This is a genomic window from Mesorhizobium neociceri, from assembly GCF_013520985.1.
GTDB lineage: Bacteria > Pseudomonadota > Alphaproteobacteria > Rhizobiales > Rhizobiaceae > Mesorhizobium > Mesorhizobium neociceri.
In genome coordinates, this window is the sequence record NZ_JACDTY010000023.1 from 1 (window position 1) to 19,181 (window position 19,181).

At 60.1% G+C, this 19,181-nt stretch carries 18 protein-coding genes and 1 pseudogene; 2 read left to right on the forward strand and 17 right to left on the reverse strand.

Going from position 1 to position 19,181, the window contains the following annotated elements; genetic code table 11:
• Positions 1-776: 776 nt before the first annotated feature.
• Positions 777-992, reverse strand: a complete 216-nt coding sequence (locus H0241_RS29805; protein WP_181061351.1) for a hypothetical protein — start codon at positions 990-992, stop codon at positions 777-779.
• Positions 993-2,132: 1,140 nt separating this feature from the next.
• Between H0241_RS29805 and H0241_RS36605 the strand changes: the two genes are divergently transcribed.
• Entirely contained in the window at positions 2,133-2,456 is a 324-nt protein-coding gene (locus H0241_RS36605; RefSeq protein WP_456238138.1) for a hypothetical protein, read from the forward strand.
• 268 nt (positions 2,457-2,724) lie between these two features.
• Positions 2,725-3,147: pseudogene (locus tag H0241_RS29815) on the forward strand (SOS response-associated peptidase); the annotation flags it as partial.
• Positions 3,148-3,351: 204 nt separating this feature from the next.
• On the opposite strand, the gene H0241_RS29820 reads toward H0241_RS29815, so the two are convergent.
• The 16 genes from H0241_RS29820 to H0241_RS29895 all read right to left on the reverse strand — a co-directional run bounded on the left by H0241_RS29820 (position 3,352) and on the right by H0241_RS29895 (position 19,177).
• The gene (locus tag H0241_RS29820; protein ID WP_181061352.1) at positions 3,352-3,696 is read right to left on the reverse strand and encodes a hypothetical protein; all 345 of its coding nucleotides are present in this window, start codon (positions 3,694-3,696) and stop codon (positions 3,352-3,354) included.
• A gap of 429 nt (positions 3,697-4,125) precedes the next feature.
• A complete protein-coding gene (locus H0241_RS29825; protein WP_181061353.1) occupies positions 4,126-6,324 on the reverse strand; it encodes a xanthine dehydrogenase family protein molybdopterin-binding subunit in 2,199 nt (732 codons plus the stop codon).
• Between the two features lie 13 nt (positions 6,325-6,337).
• Positions 6,338-6,793, reverse strand: a complete 456-nt coding sequence (locus tag H0241_RS29830; RefSeq protein ID WP_181061354.1) for a (2Fe-2S)-binding protein — start codon at positions 6,791-6,793, stop codon at positions 6,338-6,340.
• A gap of 347 nt (positions 6,794-7,140) precedes the next feature.
• Positions 7,141-7,542, reverse strand: a complete 402-nt coding sequence (locus H0241_RS29835) for a hypothetical protein (protein ID WP_181061355.1) — start codon at positions 7,540-7,542, stop codon at positions 7,141-7,143.
• A gap of 244 nt (positions 7,543-7,786) precedes the next feature.
• Positions 7,787-9,073: an efflux RND transporter periplasmic adaptor subunit gene (locus tag H0241_RS29840; RefSeq protein WP_181061356.1), complete on the reverse strand. Its 1,287-nt coding sequence runs from the start codon at positions 9,071-9,073 to the stop codon at positions 7,787-7,789.
• A gap of 11 nt (positions 9,074-9,084) precedes the next feature.
• Positions 9,085-9,288: a DUF1656 domain-containing protein gene (locus H0241_RS29845; RefSeq protein WP_181061357.1), complete on the reverse strand. Its 204-nt coding sequence runs from the start codon at positions 9,286-9,288 to the stop codon at positions 9,085-9,087.
• Positions 9,285-11,228, reverse strand: a complete 1,944-nt coding sequence (locus H0241_RS29850; protein WP_181061358.1) for an FUSC family protein — start codon at positions 11,226-11,228, stop codon at positions 9,285-9,287. The genes H0241_RS29845 and H0241_RS29850 overlap by 4 nt, the downstream gene beginning before the upstream one ends.
• Before the next feature lie 16 nt (positions 11,229-11,244).
• Positions 11,245-11,391, reverse strand: a complete 147-nt coding sequence (locus H0241_RS29855; protein WP_181061359.1) for a hypothetical protein — start codon at positions 11,389-11,391, stop codon at positions 11,245-11,247.
• 315 nt (positions 11,392-11,706) lie between these two features.
• Entirely contained in the window at positions 11,707-12,546 is an 840-nt protein-coding gene (locus tag H0241_RS29860) for an alpha/beta fold hydrolase (RefSeq protein WP_181061360.1), read from the reverse strand.
• A gap of 43 nt (positions 12,547-12,589) precedes the next feature.
• Positions 12,590-12,760, reverse strand: a complete 171-nt coding sequence (locus tag H0241_RS29865) for a hypothetical protein (RefSeq protein WP_181061361.1) — start codon at positions 12,758-12,760, stop codon at positions 12,590-12,592.
• Positions 12,761-12,966: 206 nt separating this feature from the next.
• Positions 12,967-13,434, reverse strand: a complete 468-nt coding sequence (locus tag H0241_RS29870) for a MaoC family dehydratase (protein ID WP_181061362.1) — start codon at positions 13,432-13,434, stop codon at positions 12,967-12,969.
• The gene (locus H0241_RS29875) at positions 13,427-15,115 is read right to left on the reverse strand and encodes a fatty acid--CoA ligase (RefSeq protein WP_181061363.1); all 1,689 of its coding nucleotides are present in this window, start codon (positions 15,113-15,115) and stop codon (positions 13,427-13,429) included. The genes H0241_RS29870 and H0241_RS29875 overlap by 8 nt, the downstream gene beginning before the upstream one ends.
• Before the next feature lie 73 nt (positions 15,116-15,188).
• Complete coding sequence (locus H0241_RS29880) at positions 15,189-16,154, reverse strand: 3-hydroxyacyl-CoA dehydrogenase NAD-binding domain-containing protein (RefSeq protein ID WP_181061364.1); 966 nt, start codon at positions 16,152-16,154, stop codon at positions 15,189-15,191.
• Between the two features lie 22 nt (positions 16,155-16,176).
• The gene (locus H0241_RS29885) at positions 16,177-17,097 is read right to left on the reverse strand and encodes an SMP-30/gluconolactonase/LRE family protein (protein WP_181061365.1); all 921 of its coding nucleotides are present in this window, start codon (positions 17,095-17,097) and stop codon (positions 16,177-16,179) included.
• 36 nt (positions 17,098-17,133) lie between these two features.
• On the reverse strand, positions 17,134-17,916 hold the full coding sequence (locus tag H0241_RS29890) for an enoyl-CoA hydratase (RefSeq protein ID WP_181061366.1): 783 nt from the start codon (positions 17,914-17,916) through the stop codon (positions 17,134-17,136).
• Between the two features lie 34 nt (positions 17,917-17,950).
• Entirely contained in the window at positions 17,951-19,177 is a 1,227-nt protein-coding gene (locus H0241_RS29895) for a CaiB/BaiF CoA transferase family protein (RefSeq protein WP_181061367.1), read from the reverse strand.
• Positions 19,178-19,181 lie beyond the last annotated feature (4 nt).

Genomic DNA, 19,181 nt, shown 5'->3' on the forward strand with positions numbered 1-19,181 from the left:
CGCTCAGGCGTTGGCGATCAATCGGCGAAACGGTGAGGAATATTCCTGTGCGCATGCGCCAAACTCGCATGCGCACTCGCGAAAGGGAATCCCAAGCCGGACTCTTATGTTAAACGGAAACCACTAGTTTGGTGACCTGCAACTTCCGTTGTGACGCAGCGCGGCCCCTTTGGTAAGGGCACTGTCGACCGGCCCATTCCTAAAAAAGTTGGTGTGCGTTCCGCATGCGGTTCAGCACAAGCTCTCACAAGGGATGCCGTCCTTGTCGCGATCTGCCGCCCCAGGAGCAGTTAGCCAGATACCAGTTTGCTTCATCGCACGAGCTAATCTGTGGGCAGGTCCGCCGCGGCTGACACGAATAGCTCTGCACCACTTGGTTCTTGATGATCCCAAGGGGCTGGCTAACCGCTGGTGCCTTGTCTGCATGCCCCGCACGCCAATCCCAAGGCGCCTGAAACTTTCCGACCCACAGACCGACCTTCGCAGCCTCGGCCTTCGCCTGTTGCCCTGCATAGGTGCCATGGCTGTAGCGAGGCCAATCCAAGGCGTGACCGTGCTCGACCATCCATGAGGCCACGCTGCCGGCGCCAGAAACACGAAAGCCCGCCACCTATTAGGAGCGCCGGTAGCGGGCTTCGTCTCATCCTTGGAGTAAGCGGCTACATCCCTGAGGAATCGACCGCTGCGGACGGCGTGATCACTTCTGGCCGCTGCCGAAAAAAGCTCGCCCTTCTAACCCGCCTTGATTTTCTTGGAACCGTCATTTCGCTGCGATGTTAGGTGACCGAAGGGACGTTCATTAAGGAGTTGATCATGAAACGGCTTCTTTTCGCCGCAGCCATTGCGGCATTGTCAACTGTGTTCGCTTTTGCACAATCGACCACCACCACAGGCGGATCGTCGACAACGACAACCACGACAATGCCGAGCACTACGACTGACCAGGGAACGGATTCGACGACCACGAGTGGAACGAACTCGAATTCGGCCAAGGACTGCGCGCCGGGTCAACAGAGCGGTAGTGCCAGACAGGCCGCGCCCGGCCAACAGGATACGGATGCCAAGTCGGCTGCTCCTGGCCAAATGAAAACGACGACGGCAGGCTGCTGAGGCGCAGTAGGCTTGTCTAGCCTAGTCACTGATCCGGCTGACATCCTAGAATGTCCCGTCGCCTTGGCGATGAGAAAAACGGCGGCGGGACAAAGACCGGCGACGAAGGGACGTTAATCGACGGTCGCTAATCAAAAATTCTACAGCCGTTTGAAGGACAAGGCAAATCCACATTAAACGAGAGCGGGTATCTTCCCCACGTCGAAATAGGGATGATACTCGACATGCCGGCGGAGGAAAATGGCCGGCGCGATTTGCCGGTGAAAGCAATCCGCTGTCCGCGCCGGCCACTGCGGTTGAGGGAGATCGACGCCTGCCGGACTTAGAGCGCGCCGATCGGCCGGCAATTGCAGATCGGCCCTTGGTTAAAAACTATGTCCGCCTGCTTGGCGAGTGACGGGGCTAGACAGCTAAAGTGACGGAACGGCGAACACGCGACAGTGCAACTCGGCCCTTGTGGACTTGCGATCGCATCATCGTTGAGATTGCGGGAGCCGCTGGTGCGGTTCTAAGGTTTCTTAATAATCCGAGCCTCCCGCAACAGCGATGACCAATTGTGCGGAGCAAGGAAGCCAACCAGTTCGGTTGCTTGCAAGGTGCTTATCTGGGTTTTCTCACTAGACGGCGCGCCGCAACGCTGCTCGCTTTTTCTGGCGGCTTGACTGCATCGTCAACCATGTTGGGAATTCCCTTCCGACTGACCCTTTGAGAATGGTTCCCCGCAGGCGCTTCAGATGATGTTGGGCCTTTTAATATTCTGGCGGACTGGCGGCGGCTTTGGCTCGCCTTTAGGGCTTCTGCGGTGACTGAATTCTCATTCATGGGCTTTCCGTGCGGCCACGGAGACATGTTTAGAAATTCCGGCAGAAGCCCATCTCCTGGTTTTGCGGCGTGGGCATGAAGCGCGCGTAGCAAGGAAAGCATTGGGTGACCTCTCTAGTTAAGGCCGGGCTTAGGTGGTCCAAGATTCGCAATTCTCGTCATTGTGGGCAAACCATGCCGATAACGGATCATCGGCGCTCGTGGCCAGAGCGGACATTCAACTACCTCTTCCCGATAGCCTTCGCCTCTCGCTCCAGCGTTTCGCGGTCATTTCCGTACTTGGCGATAAGCTGGCGCACGTCTGGGATACTGAGGCCGAATTTGCTGGCGAGGTAACCGACCTCGTACTCTTCGTCTCCAGCGACCTGATTGCGATCCTGTTGTCTGTTTTACTCTTATCGTCCGGCATGATGCGCCTCTGTTTTTCCGAATCTGCAACGTCACGCTTGCGGTTTTGTTGCAGTCGGACATCGATTTCCAAGGGCGAGGCCCTGGCTGAAGATCAAATGCTGGGACATCGGTGATTTCGATCTCATCGGCATCAAGCGGAGAAGGGCAAGGAAACCAAGGCGCTCATGGCTCGCGACGGTCGCTATGCCAGATCCGCCGCCATTGCCTTGCCTAAGGGCGTACGTGAACGGCTCTGGGAGCGCGTCAAGGCGGGCAGGGCACCAACCGGGTTGCCAAGGCAATAGCCTCAGAAGACGTCAAATGGGCCAAGCCCGGTATCGTCGGCAGGGTTCGAACCTTGCGCGGTGAGCCAAAACTGCGGCACGCTTCGCTGCAAGATTTCCGGGCTGGGCGCGCGATGGCGGCGGCAGGCCACCGCCGGTCAATGCGCGATCCGAGACGATTATGACGAATGGCCTTTTTCGCAAAGCCTTTGCCTCGCGCCCGGTGGACGGCTATTTCGAATGGCAGAAGCTTGATGCATCGGTAAGAAAAAACAGCCCTATGCCATTGCCATGAAATCGGGCGAGCCTTTCGCGATGGCCGGCATCTGGGAAGAGTATGCCGACAAGATCATCGGCGAACTCATCCGGACCTTTGCCATTGTGACTTGCGAGCCGAACGAGCTTATGGCGACCATTCATGACCGTATGCCGGTCATACTGGCGCCGCAGAATGCGCTGGCTGGGCACGGAGCTCGATCCTCGCGGCCTGATGAAGCCATTCCCGTCCGATCTGATCGACAGCAAGGTCGGCAGCCCGCGCAAGTGGAGCAGGAAGCGGCGGATGAACTCGTCGGTTGCGAGCGTCATGAGCTGCTGCCGGTTGGCGCCTTCGCGACGGCCTCCTGGATGACTTGCTGGCGGATGAGGCCGTGCGGCACCGAATAGAAGAAGTAACATTTTCGAGCGGCTGCGACTCAAAATAGCTGTTCGATTTCTATCCGCCTAGCAAGTTCCATAAGATAGATTACGCGACTTTCACCGGGGAGAAGTAAATATCTCTCAATATTGATAAGTTTTTATCGAACTTACTCCAAGTCATATCTGTGCTTTCAGAGAGACGCCAACTGGATTGCGGCAGTAACGGCAACTGAAATTTCGGTTCGACAGCTGGATTGCTTAATTTCAAGTTGGCACACAAGCGGTCAGTAGAAAACAGCACCGCCAGTGCGGCCACCGAGTTGGATGAAGGGGAGAAGCAGAGCGAGCCATCGAAATGGAGCGAGCGAAGCATGCGGCTAAGCCCATTCGACCCGTGGCCTTTCGCCGCCTTCGATGCACAGGCGACGAGCCATTTGCTGCGCGGCGCCATGACGAAGCCTGTCGCGCCGCCTTAAGTCGGTTCACGCTAATCCCGCAGATAGCATAACTTTCGTGCAGTTGGCCGCTGCCCTTGCCAAAGTCGGCCGGCTTGAAGAAGCGAGGACAGTTGCCGCCCGGGTGCTCGAACTGAATCCAATGTTTCGCTACAGTCGTCAGCTTGCGGACGTCTGCTGTGCTCCAGCGCTGGCCGGGATAACCGTGCTGATCACCTCCTCCCGACGTGTGCGGCAGGCGGCAACTATCTTGTGTCCGAACAACCGATAAAGGTCACGGACTGCTGGAGTAGGAAACTCAGTCAGTAATGGGGCGATAATCTGCGGGCCCGGTCGCGAATCGCCACGACACCGGTACAACCTCACTTCTTCCGCTGCACCACTATTGCCGCTCTGCGCGTTGAGATGAAATTTCTTGTCTGCAGTTATCCCGGGAGGCTAAGCGCATTGCTGTCAATCGGCATCTTTCGGATGCGTTTTCCGGTGGCGGCAAAGATAGCGTTGGCCACGGCCGGCACGATGGCGGAGGTTCCCGCCTCGCCCATACCGCCTGGCGCTTCGGCGCTGGGAATGATGTAGACCTCGACAGTCGGAGCTTCGTCGATCCGCAGAATTTCATATGTATCGAAGTTGGACTGTTCCACCCTTCCGTTTTTGACGGTGATCTCGCCATGAAGCGCTGCGGTGATGCCGAACATTACAGCGCTCTGTATCTGTGCCTCGATCGTGTTGGGATTGACTGGTGTTCCGCAGTCGACAGCGCATACTACTCGTCTAACGCGAACCTTGCCCTCCTTCGAGACTTCGACTTCGGCAATCTGCGCGAGATAGCTCCCAAATGCATATTGGACCGATGCCCCGCGACCGACACGTTCGGGTAGTTTCTCTCCCCAGCCGGCTTTTTCGGCAGCCAGTTGCAGCACGGCCTTCGCGCGAGGCGTTTTGTCGAGAATGGACAGCCGGTAAGCCACCGGGTCCTGCTTGGCAATCGCGGCAAGCTCATCCATGAAGCTCTCGGTCACGAAGACATTATGGGAAGGTCCGACGCTGCGCCAAAAGGCGGTCGGAACGCCTGGCGGCTCCACCCGAACGTATTCGACATGCAAATTGGGCAGATCATAGACAAGATTGATCGCGCCTTCGGTGGTATCGGGATCGAGCCCGTTATTGAACGCAGGAGGCGCCCATCTCGCGATCACTGAAGAACCCGCAAAACGGTTGCTCCACGCGATCGGCATCCCTGTCTTGTCGAGTCCGGCAGACAGACGGTCGAAGAACATTGGACGATACATGTCGTGTTGAATATCTTCCTCGCGCGACCATACGATCTTGACCGGACCGTCAACATGTTTGGCAATCTCGACAGCTCGAGCGACACCATCAACTTCGAGCCTCCGACCGAAACCGCCGCCGATCAAGTGATTGTGGACAACGACTTGGTCTAACGGCAGGCCTGCTACCTTCGCGGCCACGGACTGGGTTCGTCCGAGGACTTGGCTGCCTACCCAGATTTCGCAACCATCCTTGCGCAGGTGGACAGTGCAATTCATCGGCTCCATCGCTGCGTGCGCGAGGAATGGCACGTGGTAGCTCGCTTCGACCTTGACAAGGAGGGTTGCCATCGCCGCATCGATGTCACCGACCGTCTCTGCAACAGCACCGGGATTTAGGGTCGCTTGCTCGAGCATATCGGCGATTGCCCCCGTCGTCAGCGCGGCGTTGGGTCCATCATCCCACTCGATCACCAGCGCATCGAGGCCTTTCTTCGCAGCCCCCATGTGATCAGCCACAACGGCGACAGCGTCCTCAAGCCTAACGATCTGTCGCACGCCCTTGACCGCCTTTGCCGCAGTGTCGTCCACGCTCTTCACGCGGCCGCCGAATACGGGCGACTGCGAAAGCGTCGCGATCTTCACGCCCGGTGGGCGGGCGTCGATGCCGTATACGGCAGTGCCGTTCACCTTAGACGGGAGATCGAGACGCTTGGCCGATGTGCCGATGAGCTTGAAATCGCCCGGCTGTTTCAGCGCAACGTTTTCTGGAACCGGCAATCGCGCCGCCTCCGCGGCGAGTTCGCCAAAGCCGAGACGTCGCCCTGTCGCCGCATGGACCACTTGACCACGCTCGGCATGGCAAGTCGCGCGATCGACATTCCAGCGCGTTGCCGCCGCCGAGACAAGCATTTCACGCGCCGTCGCTCCGGCCTGGCGAAGCGGCTGCCAGGCTCCGCGGATCGCATTCGAGTTACCCGTCGCCTGCACCCCAATCAGTGGATTGGCATAGAGCTTCTCATCGGGCGGTGCGTGCTCCAAGCTCACCTGGTTCAGATCGACCTCGAGCTCTTCGGCGATCAGCATCGGAATGGAGGTGTAGGTCCCCTGCCCCATCTCGACATAGGGCATCGTCAGCACGATCTTTCCGTCGCCACCGATGCTGATGAAGGCGTTGGGGGAGAACTTCCCGGCATCGACCGCCGCTGTGGCGTTTGCCGCTGGGAGGGCGAGACTTAGAACCAGGCCTCCGCCTAAAGTCGTCGCAACTTGCAGAAAGCTACGCCGCGAGACGCTATCTGCCCCGCCCTGTCGATTGTGGCAGGAGCCTTGGGATCCACCGTGATTTATCATGACAGCCCTCCGTTCAGCTTGCAGCAGCCTGCTTGATTGCATCGCGGATGCGGACATAGGTCCCGCAACGGCAGATGTTTCCTGACATCGTGTCGTTGATGTCGGCGTCCCTCGGGTGTGGATTGCTCGCGAGCAGCGCCGCCGCGGACATGATCTGCCCCGATTGGCAATAGCCGCACTGTGGCACTTCGAGGTCGAGCCAGGCCTGCTGTATCTTGGCGCCCGCCTCAGTCCTTCCAATCGCCTCAATGGTCGTGATGGACGATTCGGCAATACTGTCGATAGTGGTGATACAAGAGCGGACGGGCTCGCCATCGACATGCACGGTGCATGCACCGCAGAGCGCCATGCCGCATCCGAATTTCGTGCCCATCATTCCAAGCACATCACGCAACACCCAGAGAAGAGGCGTGTCGCCGTCCACGTCGACGTCATGCGTCTCACCGTTGACCTTGATCGTGAATGGCATGGCTCCCTCCTTCGCCGTATCCTCGCGAGAGTGATCGCTGGGCTGTGGAAAGTGTAGAGCGAGCGAGCGCCCTGATCGATTGGACGAAGGTATCTACGATACCTTGGTACTAGACGGGCACTCATAAACCCGGTTCTGTCACCGCGATTTGCTGAATCGCTCGGCTTCCACAAAGGATTTCTGCGTAGTGACGCTCGCGTTGCCGGGCGTATGATCGAGTGGAGCATGGAGCAAGTCTCTCAAGATCGACTTGGCCGGCTTTGGGAACGTCGGGTAGTATGATACGGAATGTAGCTTTCCAATCGAACCGACACCGCAGCGGACGGCCTCTCCGATGCACTGAAGTTCTAGTTTGGATATTCCCAGAAATCGTCTGGAACCGAGTTTCCAATAGCAGCCCGCATGGCATCCCGAAAAAGTTTCGCTGCGGGCATTGGGCGAAAGGCCACTGTGCGATCGACGATGAGCCCCTCGTCATTTTCTTCGATAATATCGAAACTTTCCAGCTCGTGACCCTGAATTGTTCCCTTCCATCTCAAAAGGGTCCTTCGGTCGTCCAGTTTCCACTCACCCGTATAGGCACCGTCTCGTAGAGTGGTCGACGCCGCGAATATCTTTGCAACCACCGAGCGACCTTCTGCCGTCCGTATCAGCACCGGACTGTGAAATACTACATTTGCAGCGAGAAGCTTTTCGTAGTCAGCTACGGTGGCGTGGCCTGACTCACGAAGTTTTCGAATTGCGTGCATGGTGGACGACTCCTTCGATGGGTAATGACGCTATGCTGTTCGCGAGATCGGATCGCCTCGGCGGCTAGGAGAATGCAGCGGAACGTGCCTTGGATCGATTGTCCGATGGTGTTGACGATACCTTGGTACCGGCGAAGTCGGTTAGACATGGCCGATGGCAGGCGATCCGGACGTCGGAGTGCCGGCCGTGCAAATTGCGTCTGCCGGTTCCCGAAATCCGCACATAACCAGGCGGCCATTAGGGTCAATCTTGGCGAGGTGGCGCCTGTATGCTGGAAGCCAGGCCGGGATTGATCTGGTCCGGCTCGAGTGTCGCCTGTGCTTCCCATTCCGGGACCGATTGCGCCAGCTCACCGTCGGCCGTCACCGTTGGGATACAGTCGGGCCGCGCCACGGGTCCGTCCAGCACGTTGGACAGACTCGCATGTGCACCGTCGAGCCAGGTGGAATGATCGGCGGCGGAGTGGTCACGGACCGTGACGGTTGCCGTCATACCGGAGACAAGCGGTACGCCGGGCGGCACCTCGTCTATCGCGATGCGAACCGGAACGCGTTGAGCGAGCCGCACCCACGTATAGATCGGATCCACATTCGGTAGTCCCTGGGCGCCAGCGGCTGCGTTGGAAACGCTGAGGCCACGTGTGATGGTGCTGACGTGCCCGATGATCGGCGTTGAGTAGCCCATCAGCTTCGCCTCGACCTGGGCGCCGGTGCAGACGCGGGCCATCTTGGTCTCTTCGAAATAGCCGTCGATCCAGAAACTGTCGGTATCGATTATCGAAACATTTGCGATACCCTGGCGTGCATAGTCCCCGGCGCGCAGCAGCAGGTTCGTCACATATCCATTCACCGGACTGCGAATCTCGGTACGCTTCAGGTTCACTTCAGCCAGGGCGACCTGGGACTGCGCGGCTTCGAATGCGGCCTCAGCCTGAATCGCGTTGCCGGCGTAGACCTGCTGCTGTTCGGGGGTGGTCGCGAGGCTCGACAATTTCCCCTGCCGTTCGGATTGCCGCTGCTTTACCTGCACATCCGCTGCCCTTTGCTGCAGCGCAGCTCTAGTGCTCTGCAGGGCCACATCGAAATCGAACGGATCGAGCACGTACAGAACATCGCCCTTGTGCACAAACTGGTTGTCGGCAACGCGCAGTTCCTTGATCCGGCCGGTAACTTCAGGAGCAACGCTTGCCACTTGAACGCGGACACGCCCGTCGCGAGTCCATGGGGCGGTCAAGTAGTGGTCCCAGGCGACGACGGAAATGAGCACCGCGACGAGCGCCAGCGCCAGCGTGGCCAGCCGCTTCGCCACTGCTGCTAGCGCGAGTCGCATCGCGGCCCCCCGTCGGGTCAATTGGCCTTGGGGCATGAGAGCTGTCTGGGCGCCGTCTTGCGGAGCAGCCGGAACAGGAAGATTGAGGTTCGCAACCTGCAATGCCTCGTTGTCAATTTGCTTGGGCGTCAGCGCGGGAGGCTCCGTCTCCGGGGCCAGCGCCGCTTCCTGAACAAACTCTTCCTTGAGTTGCGCGTCCATAACAGTCTCCATCAAGCGAGAAGCACAAGGCCGCCAAGCACGGCCACATAAAGGCTGAACTCGGCGATCGACACATGGCTAAAGATGCTTGCGAAGCCGACGAGGTGCAGGATCGGCCGAAGCCCCAGAATGATGACGAGCGCTGCGACGGCGTAGGTGATGAATGGCGCGAAAAAGACGCCGCCGATCACTAGCTCATGAAAATCGTGCGTCATGACCTGGCTCCCTGAACATGAATGGCGGCCGCGGCCGCTTGTTCGACAATTGCACCGGCAACGACCAGCGCTGCACGCGCGGCGGCGACGGCATGATCAGTCTCAGCGTAGGCACGCAGATCGTTGGCGGCTACGCGGATAAGCTGGGGATCGCGCGCGGCCAAAGCTGCCCGCGCGTTCACGACCAGAGCGCCTATGGCGCGATCCGTCAGCTGGGTGAGTCGGGCTGCACCGCAGCGGATTGCAGCGGCTTGATCGAAATATTCCAGCGCATGCTCGACGGACGTCCGGTACTCCGCCTCGTTCGGGCCGGCCGAAGCGATCTGCCCGACCCGCACGGCATCTCTGAATGCAGCCTCCTCGGGTGCGTAGCGCCGATCGGGACGATCCAGCAGCTGCCGAAGATCATGCCTCGCCGACGCGAGCAGCCAGCGCCTGCGCTGACGGTCCGATACCGGCGGGATGAGATACTGGGTTGCGAGCAGCACGCTCATCGCCGCACAGGTGAACAGCGAGGTAAACAGGAATGACTGCGGATTGTAGGTTTGCGGATTGCTCGGGGCGAATATCGCCGAAATGAAAATCAGGTTCACTTTTCCAAGACCTGCCCAGACCGGATTCGGCGAGGTCGCCATGAGCGCGGCGCCGATCAGGAATGGAGCCAGGCCGAGCGCCAGCAGTGGAAAGTCGGAAACCCCGTTGAGGACAAAGAATTCCAGGATGCCGGTCAGGGCGACCGCGATCGGCGCGCCGAAAAAACCGAGCGTCGTGAAGGTTCGTGGCGCCGGTGTCGTCGCACCCAATCCCATTGCGACTGCAACCAGAGAAAGCGCCGAACTCGCGCTCGGCCAGCCGGCCAACACGAAAAAGAGGCAAGCTGCCGCAACGCATGCTGCCGCCCGAACTCCATTTTCTATCGCAATCCGCTGTGACCGGTAGAGTGGCGCTCGCCATGACCGGGACGGGCGCACGACGGACTTCAGCGCCGCAAGATGAACGCGAACCTCTGAATCCCGCCGCATGAGTTCGCCAAGCGCCCACTGAAGTGGCACTTGATCAGCGTCGAGCGAGCCGGCATCTTGATCGCGAGATGATATCTTCGAAAATTCTTCGGAGCTCAAATCAAACGCCGAAGCCCAACGTTCGCGCAGTGCGGTATCCGATTTTGCCGGAAGGGCGGCCAAGGCGCGCGCCGCCTGCAGTTCCGCCACGAGTGCCACCATCGCGCTGCGGGCCGCGGCGCTTCTCACCGGGCCGCTGCTCGATTCGGCTGCGAGGCTCGATATGTCCGGGCGGTGCGTGACGATCTCTCTGATCAGGGCTGCGACAGCCACCGCGTCGGTAGCCTCACGACGTATGACCGCCCGTGCATAATTTCGCACACGCTGGTGCAGGGCAGCCAGCTGCGCCCCAAGCTGCGGATGACGATCCGGGGCCAACAGCAGATCGTTCACGAGAGTGATCGACAGCACCCCAACTGCAATGGCAGCACCGCGTTCCGTCGCTGCTTCAAAGACCCCCTGCGGGTTATCGATCTGCTGGATGGCTATGAACGCGACGGTATATCCCGATAGCACCGCAGCGTAGGCGCGGTAGCCGTCGAGCAGGCCGCATGCATAGATGCAAAGGCCCATCCACAGCGCGAAGGCCACCAGGAGCAGATCTCTCGTCTGCGACAGCGAGCCCACGATTGCAATCGAGGCAACCACGCCCACGAGGGTGGCAATCAGGCGAAACCCGGCCTTCTCCAGCGCCTGCCCACGCGTTGGTTCCGCCAATATCATGACGGTGAGCATGGCTGAGGCCGGCGCCTCGAGTTGAAGCCAGAAGCTCGCCAGCAGGGCAACGACCGAGGCCATCCAGATACGGACGGCGAAAGCCCACGACCGGAGAGGAAATCCGGCGATAGTGAAGGGCAATTGTGTCGTGGTTGCGCTCACGGCCGGGTCCATTTCCTCACTGGAGGACCACGCTTGCGGCGGAAACCAGGATCCACAATCCGAACAACGGAATGAGTATCCATCGCGCCTGGGTGACGCTGATGTCGTTCTTCGTCCTGATGATTGCAGCGACGCGTGAATTGCTAAACCGGGGATCGCTCATGACACATCTCCTCAATTGGATGCGTTAGAGATCGACTGACGGCGGTCGCAAATCCATTGCACGATGGTGTCGGCAATACTTTTGGATTGGTCTATCGGCCGGCGTCATGGGCTGCAGCCGCCACGGCATCGGTGGCCTCGTGGCGAATGACCGCCCGCATAGCTCTCCGCGCGCGCTGGTGAAGACCTGCGAGCTGCGCGCCAAGCCGCGGATGGCGATCGGGAGCCAACAGCAGATCGTTCACGAGAGTGATCGACAGCACCCAACCGCAACGGCAACACCGCGGTTGATTGCTGCTTCAAAGCGGGTCGTGATTCAGGCGCGTATGAAGGTGAGCAGATCGGCGTTGATCACGTCCGCATTCACCGTGCACATGCCGTGCGAAAAGCCGGTATAGACCTTGAGCGAGCTATTCTTGAGCAGCTTGGCTTGAAGCAGTGATGCATCTTTGTACGGTACGACCTGGTCGTCGTCGCCCTGCAGGACGAGCGTCGGCACCGTGATCGCTTTAAGATCTTCCGTCTGATCGGTCTCCGAGAAAGCCTTGATGCCTTCATAGTGGGCCTTCGCACCGCCCATCATGCCCTGACGCCACCAGTTCTGAATGATGCCCTGCGATATCTTCGCGCCCGGCCGGTTGAAACCGTAGAACGGTCCTGAGGCCAGATCGAGAAAGAACTGCGATCGGTTGGCGGCAAGTGCTGTTCGGAAACCATCGAAGACTTCGATCGGTGTGCCGCCGGGATTGCTCTCGGTCTTGACCATGAGCGGCGGTACGGCGCTGACCAGGACGGCCTTGGCGACACGGCCCTGAGGCTGACCATATTTTGCAACGTAGCGCGCGACTTCGCCGCCGCCGGTCGAATGGCCGATATGGACGGCGTTCTTCAGATCGAGATGCTCGGCCACAGCCGAAGCATCTGCCGCGTAGTGGTCCATGTCATGACCATCGCTGAGGACTTGCGTCGAGCGGCCGTGCCCACGACGGTCGTGGGCCACGACGCGATAGCCCTGGGCCAGGAAAAATAGCATCTGCGCGTCCCAGTCATCCGAGCTGAGAGGCCAGCCGTGATGAAACACGAGAGGCTGAGCATCCTTCGGCCCCCAATCCTTGTAGAATATCTCTGTTCCGTCCTTGATTTTTACGAACGTCATGGTTTCGGCTCCTTGATTTCGAGGGGAGGAACTCACGGCAGACCTAGCGATGGCCGTGAAGGGGGGGAATGGACAGCACCGAAGCGGCCGCTGCGCCCAGCGCCAGGGCGGTTCGCCTCGAGACGGCCCCCGCGTCGCCTTCCGACTTCATGCAGGCCTCCTTGTTGGAAAATGGGTTCGCGGCGCGCGAGTTGGCAAGTCTGCGATCGTCCATGACACATATCCCTGATTGAATGTGTTACTATCTCCTGAAGTCAGGCTGCAGATCTATTGCACGATGGTATCGGAAATACTTTGGTACAGATCGGGAAACCGCAGTCTAGGTAGAACCGATGCCAACATCCAACAGCTGGAAGCGGTTGGACTTAATCGCCCGATCAGGGACGAGTCACGCTGGGATCGGGTGAAACTCTTATACGCTTAGCCTGCAACTCTGCGCGGGACGACGAGTCTTGCCGTGAGTACTTGAACGACATCGTTGTTTTGATTGACCGTCCGACTGACGATGGTGGCGATGCCGCGATCTGGCTTCGACCGGGAGGGCGTGATCTCGACGACTTCGCTCTCCACGTGCAGGACATCGCCGGGGCGTGTCGGCGCCGGCCAGTTTATCTCTCCTCCTGCCCCGATAATTCCGCCGGCCAGTGGCAGGCCGCCTTCGACATTCAGCCGCATGGTGATGGCGGCGGTGTGCCAGCCGCTTGCCGCCAACCCCTTGAACAAGGTGTCCGCGGCTGCCTCCGCATCCATATGAAACGGCTGTGGATCAAATTGCGTGGCGAAAGCCTTGATCTGCGGTTCATCGATCGTATGGCTGGCGCTGACAAAGCGCTGTCCGACGTGGAGATCGTCCAAATGGAGACGGCCTGCCGGGATCCGGTCACTCATGATGTAGTTCCTCCCTTTGTTCAACTACCGCCATGTTGCCATAGGTCGCCCTGAGTTGCTTCTTGTCGAACTTTCCGACGCTGGTCCGGGGAAGCGTATCGACAAACAGTATCTTGTCGGGAATGCCGACCTTCGAGATCACACCTGAATCGGCAAACGACTTCAGATGCGCCTTTATCCGCGTTTCGTTGAGTTCGCTGCCGCTGTTGGCATTCCTGATGACCAGAGCCAGGGGTCGCTCGCCCCATTTCTCGTCCTTGATGCCGATCACCACAGCTTCGGACACACCCTCGCACTGAGAAATGAGGTCCTCGATTTGCAACGATGAGACCCATTCGCCACCGGACTTGATGACGTCCTTGATCCGGTCGACGACACGGAGATAGCCGCCGGCGTCGATGACGCCGATGTCGCCGGTATGCAGATAGCCACCGGACCACAATTGCTCGGACGCTTGCGGATCGTCGGCGTAGCCCTGCGTGAGCCACGGTGCGCGCACCACGATTTCGCCGGTGGTTTTGCCGTCGCGCGCCACCTCATCCCGGTTCCTGTCGACCAGGCGCAGGTCGACAAGCGGTGCCGAGATGCCGGCCATGGTTCGGATATCCAGCTGTTTGTCCACATCCGCAGTGAGGTCTTCGGTTCTGACCTGTGCAAGAGAAAGCAGCGGAGCAGTTTCGGACATGCCATAGCCGGCATAGACGTCAACGCCGAGAGCGAGGGCTTGCCTGGCGAGCGCCTTCGGCAGCTCCGAACCCCCGACCGCCATCTTCAATCCGGCAAGGTCGGTGTTTGCCGCCGTGGCGGCGCCGAGAAGCATTTGCAGGATCGTTGGCACGCCGTGCGTGACCGTAACGCCTTCAGTCTTGATCAGCTTGAGAAGCAAATGGGGATCGTACCGACCCGGATAGACTTGCTTCACTCCGCTGAGCGTCGCCGTCCATGGCAATCCCCAGGCGTGCGCATGAAACATCGGGGTCATCGGCATATAGACGTCGTCGCGGCAGAAGCGGCCCTGTTTCGTGGCAGTGCCCAGGAAGGCCATTTGAGCGAGCGTGTGGAGCACCAGCTGTCGATGGCTGAAATAGACGCCTTTTGGCTTGCCCGTCGTCCCTGAAGTATAAAAGGTCGTGGCGAGGGTGTTTTCGTCGAAGTCCGGGAAGTCGTAATCGCCCGCGGCACCGGCCAGCAGGTGCTCATATTCGCCTGCAAAGGAGAGGCTGCCAGTCTGGGGCGCCGCCCGGTCGGACATCAGGATCAGCGTCTTCACCTTGGGCAGTTGCTGGATGATCCCTTCCAGGACCGGCACGAAATCATCGTTGACGAGAAGCACCGAGGAGCCCGCGTGATCGATCGTGTAGGCGATCTGCTCCGGCGACAACCGGACGTTCACGGTTTGCAGGACAGCCCCCATCATTGGAACCGCAAAATAGGCTTCCAGAAAACGATTGCTGTCCCAGTCGAGCACGCCGACAGTGTCGCCGGCTGCAACACCCAACCCGGCGAGACTGGACGCGAGTCGCCCGATGCGTTCGCGCAACTGGCGATACGTGAAGCGCCTCACGTCGCGATAGACAATCTTCTGATCCGGCGCCTGCACGAGCGGCGTATGCCACAGCTGCTTTATGAGCAGTGGATACTGATATGCGGAGTTGGCGCCTGCTATGAGCCTGCCCGTCATGGCGGCATCCTCTGTAGTTTAGGAAAGCAATTGCAGGAGCGGCCGCGATCGGTGATCGCGGCCGCTCCTGAGCCTACGCCGCGCGCGCGGCGGCTGCTCCCGCGGCGTTGGTCCGCAATTCGAGCAAGCCGATCAGCAGCTCGTCGCGTTCCGCTTCCAGCTCCGCCACTGTGCGTGATCCGACCTCGGCATGGACGCTGTCGATTAGCTTTTTTTGCACTTCCTTCGTCAGCACCGGCGCGCCGAGAGACTTCCACGAAGCGGTCATTGGGCCGGCGAACTGCTCGAAGAAGTGGTCGATGCCGCCCTGGCCACCGCCGAGATGGTTGAGCATCATGTTGCCCATGATGCCCCAGCGCAGACCTGGCCCATAGGACAGGGCCGTATCGACGTCGGCTGCGCTCAACACGCCTTCGGCAACAAGGTAATAGACCTCACGCGCCAACGCACCCTGGAGACGGTTGGCGACGTGCCCCGGCAGTTCCTTGTTGATGCGCACAGTCTTCTTGCCGATCGAGGTGTAGAATTCCTCTGCGCGCCGGATCGTGTCTTCCGAGGTTTTTGCCCCGCCGACGATCTCGACCAGTGGCATCAGGTGCGGCGGATTGAACGGATGCCCGATCACACAGCGCTCGGGATGCGATGTTGCGCCCAACTGAATCTGGCTCATGGCGAGCCCCGACGAACTCGAGGCAATGATGGCGTCGGGCGGTAACAACTGGTCGAGCTGGCCGTAGAGTTTCTGCTTGAAATCGAGCCGCTCGGGTCCGTTCTCCTGCACGAGTTCAGCGCCTTTTAGGGCTTCTGCCAAATCGGCTGTGAAGACGAGCCGCAGAGGCGAGGCGCCGGGAGCGAGCCCTAGCCTCTCGAGCGCCGGCCACGCAGCGTCGACGAACCGTCTCAACCCGGCTTCAGCATTGGGCGCAACGTCGGTTGCGACGACGTCTAGACCCTTGGCCAGGAACAGCGCCGTCCAGCTTGCGCCGATAACGCCGGTTCCGATGACAGCGACCTGGCGAATGGTTTTGGTGTCGGACATGATCTGATCTCCTTGAGAATGGTCAGGCGTAGGCAATGCCGGTGAGATTGCCCTGGGCATAGCGAAGCGTCCGCTGCTCAGTCCCGTCGAGCCTGGCGGAATACACCGACCCACCGAGGTCGGTGATGAACATGCGGTCACCAGCAATATCGAGGGCGATGCCGATGCCCTCCATCAGCCCAGCGAACAGGATCTCTGTCGCGCGACCGCGACCAGCCGGCGGCTCGATCGGCGCGCGGTTGACGGTATTGCCGAAGGGAGGATCGCCGCGATCGGTCCAATAGAGGAAGCCTTTTTCGAGATCGAGTTCGAGGTCGATTGGCTCAGGCAGGTCGTCGAACAGCACCTGGATGTCCGAGCGGTTAAATTCGTCCTCACCTTTCGGAAAATCCAGGCCTGCCCGGAAAATTCTGCCGAGGCCCGCATTATCCGGACCCTTTTGTGTCCAGTAGACGTGGCGCCGGATCGGGTCCACGGCAATGCCGACGCACCACCTTGTCGCGTCGCTTCGATCGTCTTCGCCCTGGCCGGTCTGAACCAGTGTCTCGACGTCGGTGCCGTCGAGGTTGGCACGCATCACCCGCATCCCCTCGCGGTCGGCCCAGTAGAGCTTGCCGCTGCGCTGCTCGAGTTGAAGCTGTTTTGGCGTATGGGTGACGCCGTTCGGTATGATGATTTGACGATTGCTTCCGTCGAGATCGGCACGCTCGATGGAGCCGTCATTGAGGTTGAGCGTCCCCATGTTGGTCCAGTAGATATGGCCGGCTTCAGCATCGACCACGATGCCGTCGGGAAACCGGCAGCCGGTGACGATGACGCTTTGGTCGGAGCCGTCCGAATTCATGGCGTGGATGCGGCCGCCACTGAGTTCCAGCACGAACAGCCGGCCCATGCGGGCCGCGCCCGAAATAGTCTTTGCCTTGGTAGCTTCCAATATGCTCATGACCTGTTCCTTTCATGTCGCGGATGACGGCAACGCCTATTCGGCCGCCATCGCCGATGTCTTCGTGAAATTCGGTGGACGCTTCTCAAGGAAGGCGGACAGTGCTTCCTTGGCTTCGGCTGAGCGCAGTCGCTCGCTGAACTCCTGTCCTTCCGCGTCGATGGCCGCCTTGATCTGGTCGATGAAACCCCGTTTGAGGAGCCGCTTGCTGGCCTGCAATGCGCCACCTGGTTTGGCTGCAAGCTTCTGTGCCGTCTCCATCGCCGTCGCGAACAAGCCATCGTCGGGCACCAAGCGGGTCACCAGACCCAGCTCCGCTGCCCGCGCGGCGCTGAACCGCTCTCCCAGCAGGAACAGTTCCGCGGCGCGGAGATGCCCAATGCGCGCCGGCAGCGAGTAGCTCGATCCAAACTCCGGCGTCAGCGCCAGATTGATGAAGGGCAGTTGAAACCGGGCACCTTCGCCGGCGTAGACCACGTCACAATGGGTCAGCATCGTGGTTCCGCCGCCGACCGCCGCGCCTTGTACCGCCGCGACGATTGGCTTTTCGAATCCTACAAAGGCGCGCATCAGCCGCGTCTGCGGAGATTCCCCCGGCCCAGCCGATGCTTTGAGGAACTCGCCTACATCGTTGCCGGCGCAGAAGTCATCTCCTGCGCCATGCCAGAGGATGACGCGGATTTCTCCGTCCTCGGCGGCATCGATCAGGATGTTCGCCAACTGCGTGTACATGGCGCTGGTCATCGCATTCTTCTTCTCCGGGCGATTGAGCTCGACCCGCAGGATGCCGCCGGAACGTTCGGTGAGGATGTCGGTCATTGCTTGTTGTCTCCGTACTGTCGTTTTCGATCCGCTATGCAGCGCGTTCCTGTGCCTTCGGCACGGCGCCGCTGGCACGCAGGCTGTCGATGCCCTTGGCATCGAATCCGACCGCCCGCAGGATCTCCTCGGTATGTTCACCAAGACCGGGAGCACCCTTGGCAGGAACCTTGGTTACGCCGTGCACCTGAATTGGGCTGCTGATTGTCTCGGTGAGCTTGCTCCCCGCGCCGACGAGTGGAACGACGATGTCGTTCAGCCGCAGTTGCGGATCCTGGATCACCTCTTGCGGGCCGCGAATGGCACCGAACGTGACGTGGACACCATTGAAGACATCGTACCAATGCGCCATTGGCTGCGCGCCAAAGACCTGGTCGAGGATAGCCGTCAGTTGCGGTCTGTTTGCCGCGAGCTTTGCGTGGTCGGAAAAGCGTGGGTCTGCGAGGAGGTCTTCGCGCCCGATCGCCTTTGCCACATCCGCGACTTTGTCGGGTGTAATGATCAGGGCGAACCAGGTTCCGTCGGAGGCTTTGTAGATGTTAAGCCCCGCATTGGCGGGATTCTCGCGATCGTGCGGGGCGGCAAACTTGGCGCCGGCCAACGCACCCTGGATCGAGACGCTTGCCGACCAGACGCCCTCGGCAAGCAGCGAGGTCGTAACGTAGGCGCCCTTGCCCGTGCGCTCACGCCGATAAAGCGCGGTAACGATCACCGAATAAATCCCCATGGCCGTCGCGTTGTCGCCGCTGCCGCCCACCGGCCAGGTTGGCGGCGCACCGGCATCGCGCGTCATCGACAGCAACCCGCTGCGGGCCCAATATGAGGTGATGTCGAAGCCGGGCAGGTTCGCGTCCGGCCCGTTTTCGCCGAAACCCGTTAGGTCGGCGTAGATCAGTCTCGGATTCCATTCCACGACATCGCTGTATTCAAGCTTGAGCTTGGCGCGGGCGTGGTGCGGCGTGTTGACGACGAAGACGTCGGCCCAGGTGACGAGCTTCTGCAGCACCAGCTGCGCGCTGGGCGATTTCAGATCGAGCGCGATGCTGCGCTTGTTGCGGTTGGCGAGATGCCATTGATAGGGATCCTCTGCCAGCGGCTGCGGTGCGACCTGGTGCCCGTGTCTCCAGGGGTCGCCTGTCGGCGGCTCGACCTTGATGACGTCGGCGCCGAAGTCCGACAGGATCACGGCGGCACTGGGACCGGCGACGAAGCTTGAGAAGTCCACCACCTTCAGCCCGGAAAAGATGTTGTCGGTCGTCATTTTC

What these genes read in the sequence shown, in the direction of transcription:
- H0241_RS29820 (WP_181061352.1), bottom strand. Translation starts at nt 3,696, where the DNA reads ATGGCGCCGCGCAGCAAATGGCTCGTCGCCTGTGCATCGAAGGCGGCG.
- H0241_RS29825 (WP_181061353.1), bottom strand. Translation starts at nt 6,324, where the DNA reads ATGATAAATCACGGTGGATCCCAAGGCTCCTGCCACAATCGACAGGGC.
- H0241_RS29830 (WP_181061354.1), bottom strand. Translation starts at nt 6,793, where the DNA reads ATGCCATTCACGATCAAGGTCAACGGTGAGACGCATGACGTCGACGTG.
- H0241_RS29835 (WP_181061355.1), bottom strand. Translation starts at nt 7,542, where the DNA reads ATGCACGCAATTCGAAAACTTCGTGAGTCAGGCCACGCCACCGTAGCT.
- H0241_RS29840 (WP_181061356.1), bottom strand. Translation starts at nt 9,073, where the DNA reads ATGGACGCGCAACTCAAGGAAGAGTTTGTTCAGGAAGCGGCGCTGGCC.
- H0241_RS29845 (WP_181061357.1), bottom strand. Translation starts at nt 9,288, where the DNA reads ATGACGCACGATTTTCATGAGCTAGTGATCGGCGGCGTCTTTTTCGCG.
- H0241_RS29855 (WP_181061359.1), bottom strand. Translation starts at nt 11,391, where the DNA reads ATGAGCGATCCCCGGTTTAGCAATTCACGCGTCGCTGCAATCATCAGG.
- H0241_RS29860 (WP_181061360.1), bottom strand. Translation starts at nt 12,546, where the DNA reads ATGACGTTCGTAAAAATCAAGGACGGAACAGAGATATTCTACAAGGAT.
- H0241_RS29865 (WP_181061361.1), bottom strand. Translation starts at nt 12,760, where the DNA reads ATGGACGATCGCAGACTTGCCAACTCGCGCGCCGCGAACCCATTTTCC.
- H0241_RS29870 (WP_181061362.1), bottom strand. Translation starts at nt 13,434, where the DNA reads ATGAGTGACCGGATCCCGGCAGGCCGTCTCCATTTGGACGATCTCCAC.
- H0241_RS29875 (WP_181061363.1), bottom strand. Translation starts at nt 15,115, where the DNA reads ATGACGGGCAGGCTCATAGCAGGCGCCAACTCCGCATATCAGTATCCA.
- H0241_RS29880 (WP_181061364.1), bottom strand. Translation starts at nt 16,154, where the DNA reads ATGTCCGACACCAAAACCATTCGCCAGGTCGCTGTCATCGGAACCGGC.
- H0241_RS29885 (WP_181061365.1), bottom strand. Translation starts at nt 17,097, where the DNA reads ATGAGCATATTGGAAGCTACCAAGGCAAAGACTATTTCGGGCGCGGCC.
- H0241_RS29890 (WP_181061366.1), bottom strand. Translation starts at nt 17,916, where the DNA reads ATGACCGACATCCTCACCGAACGTTCCGGCGGCATCCTGCGGGTCGAG.
- H0241_RS29895 (WP_181061367.1), bottom strand. Translation starts at nt 19,177, where the DNA reads ATGACGACCGACAACATCTTTTCCGGGCTGAAGGTGGTGGACTTCTCA.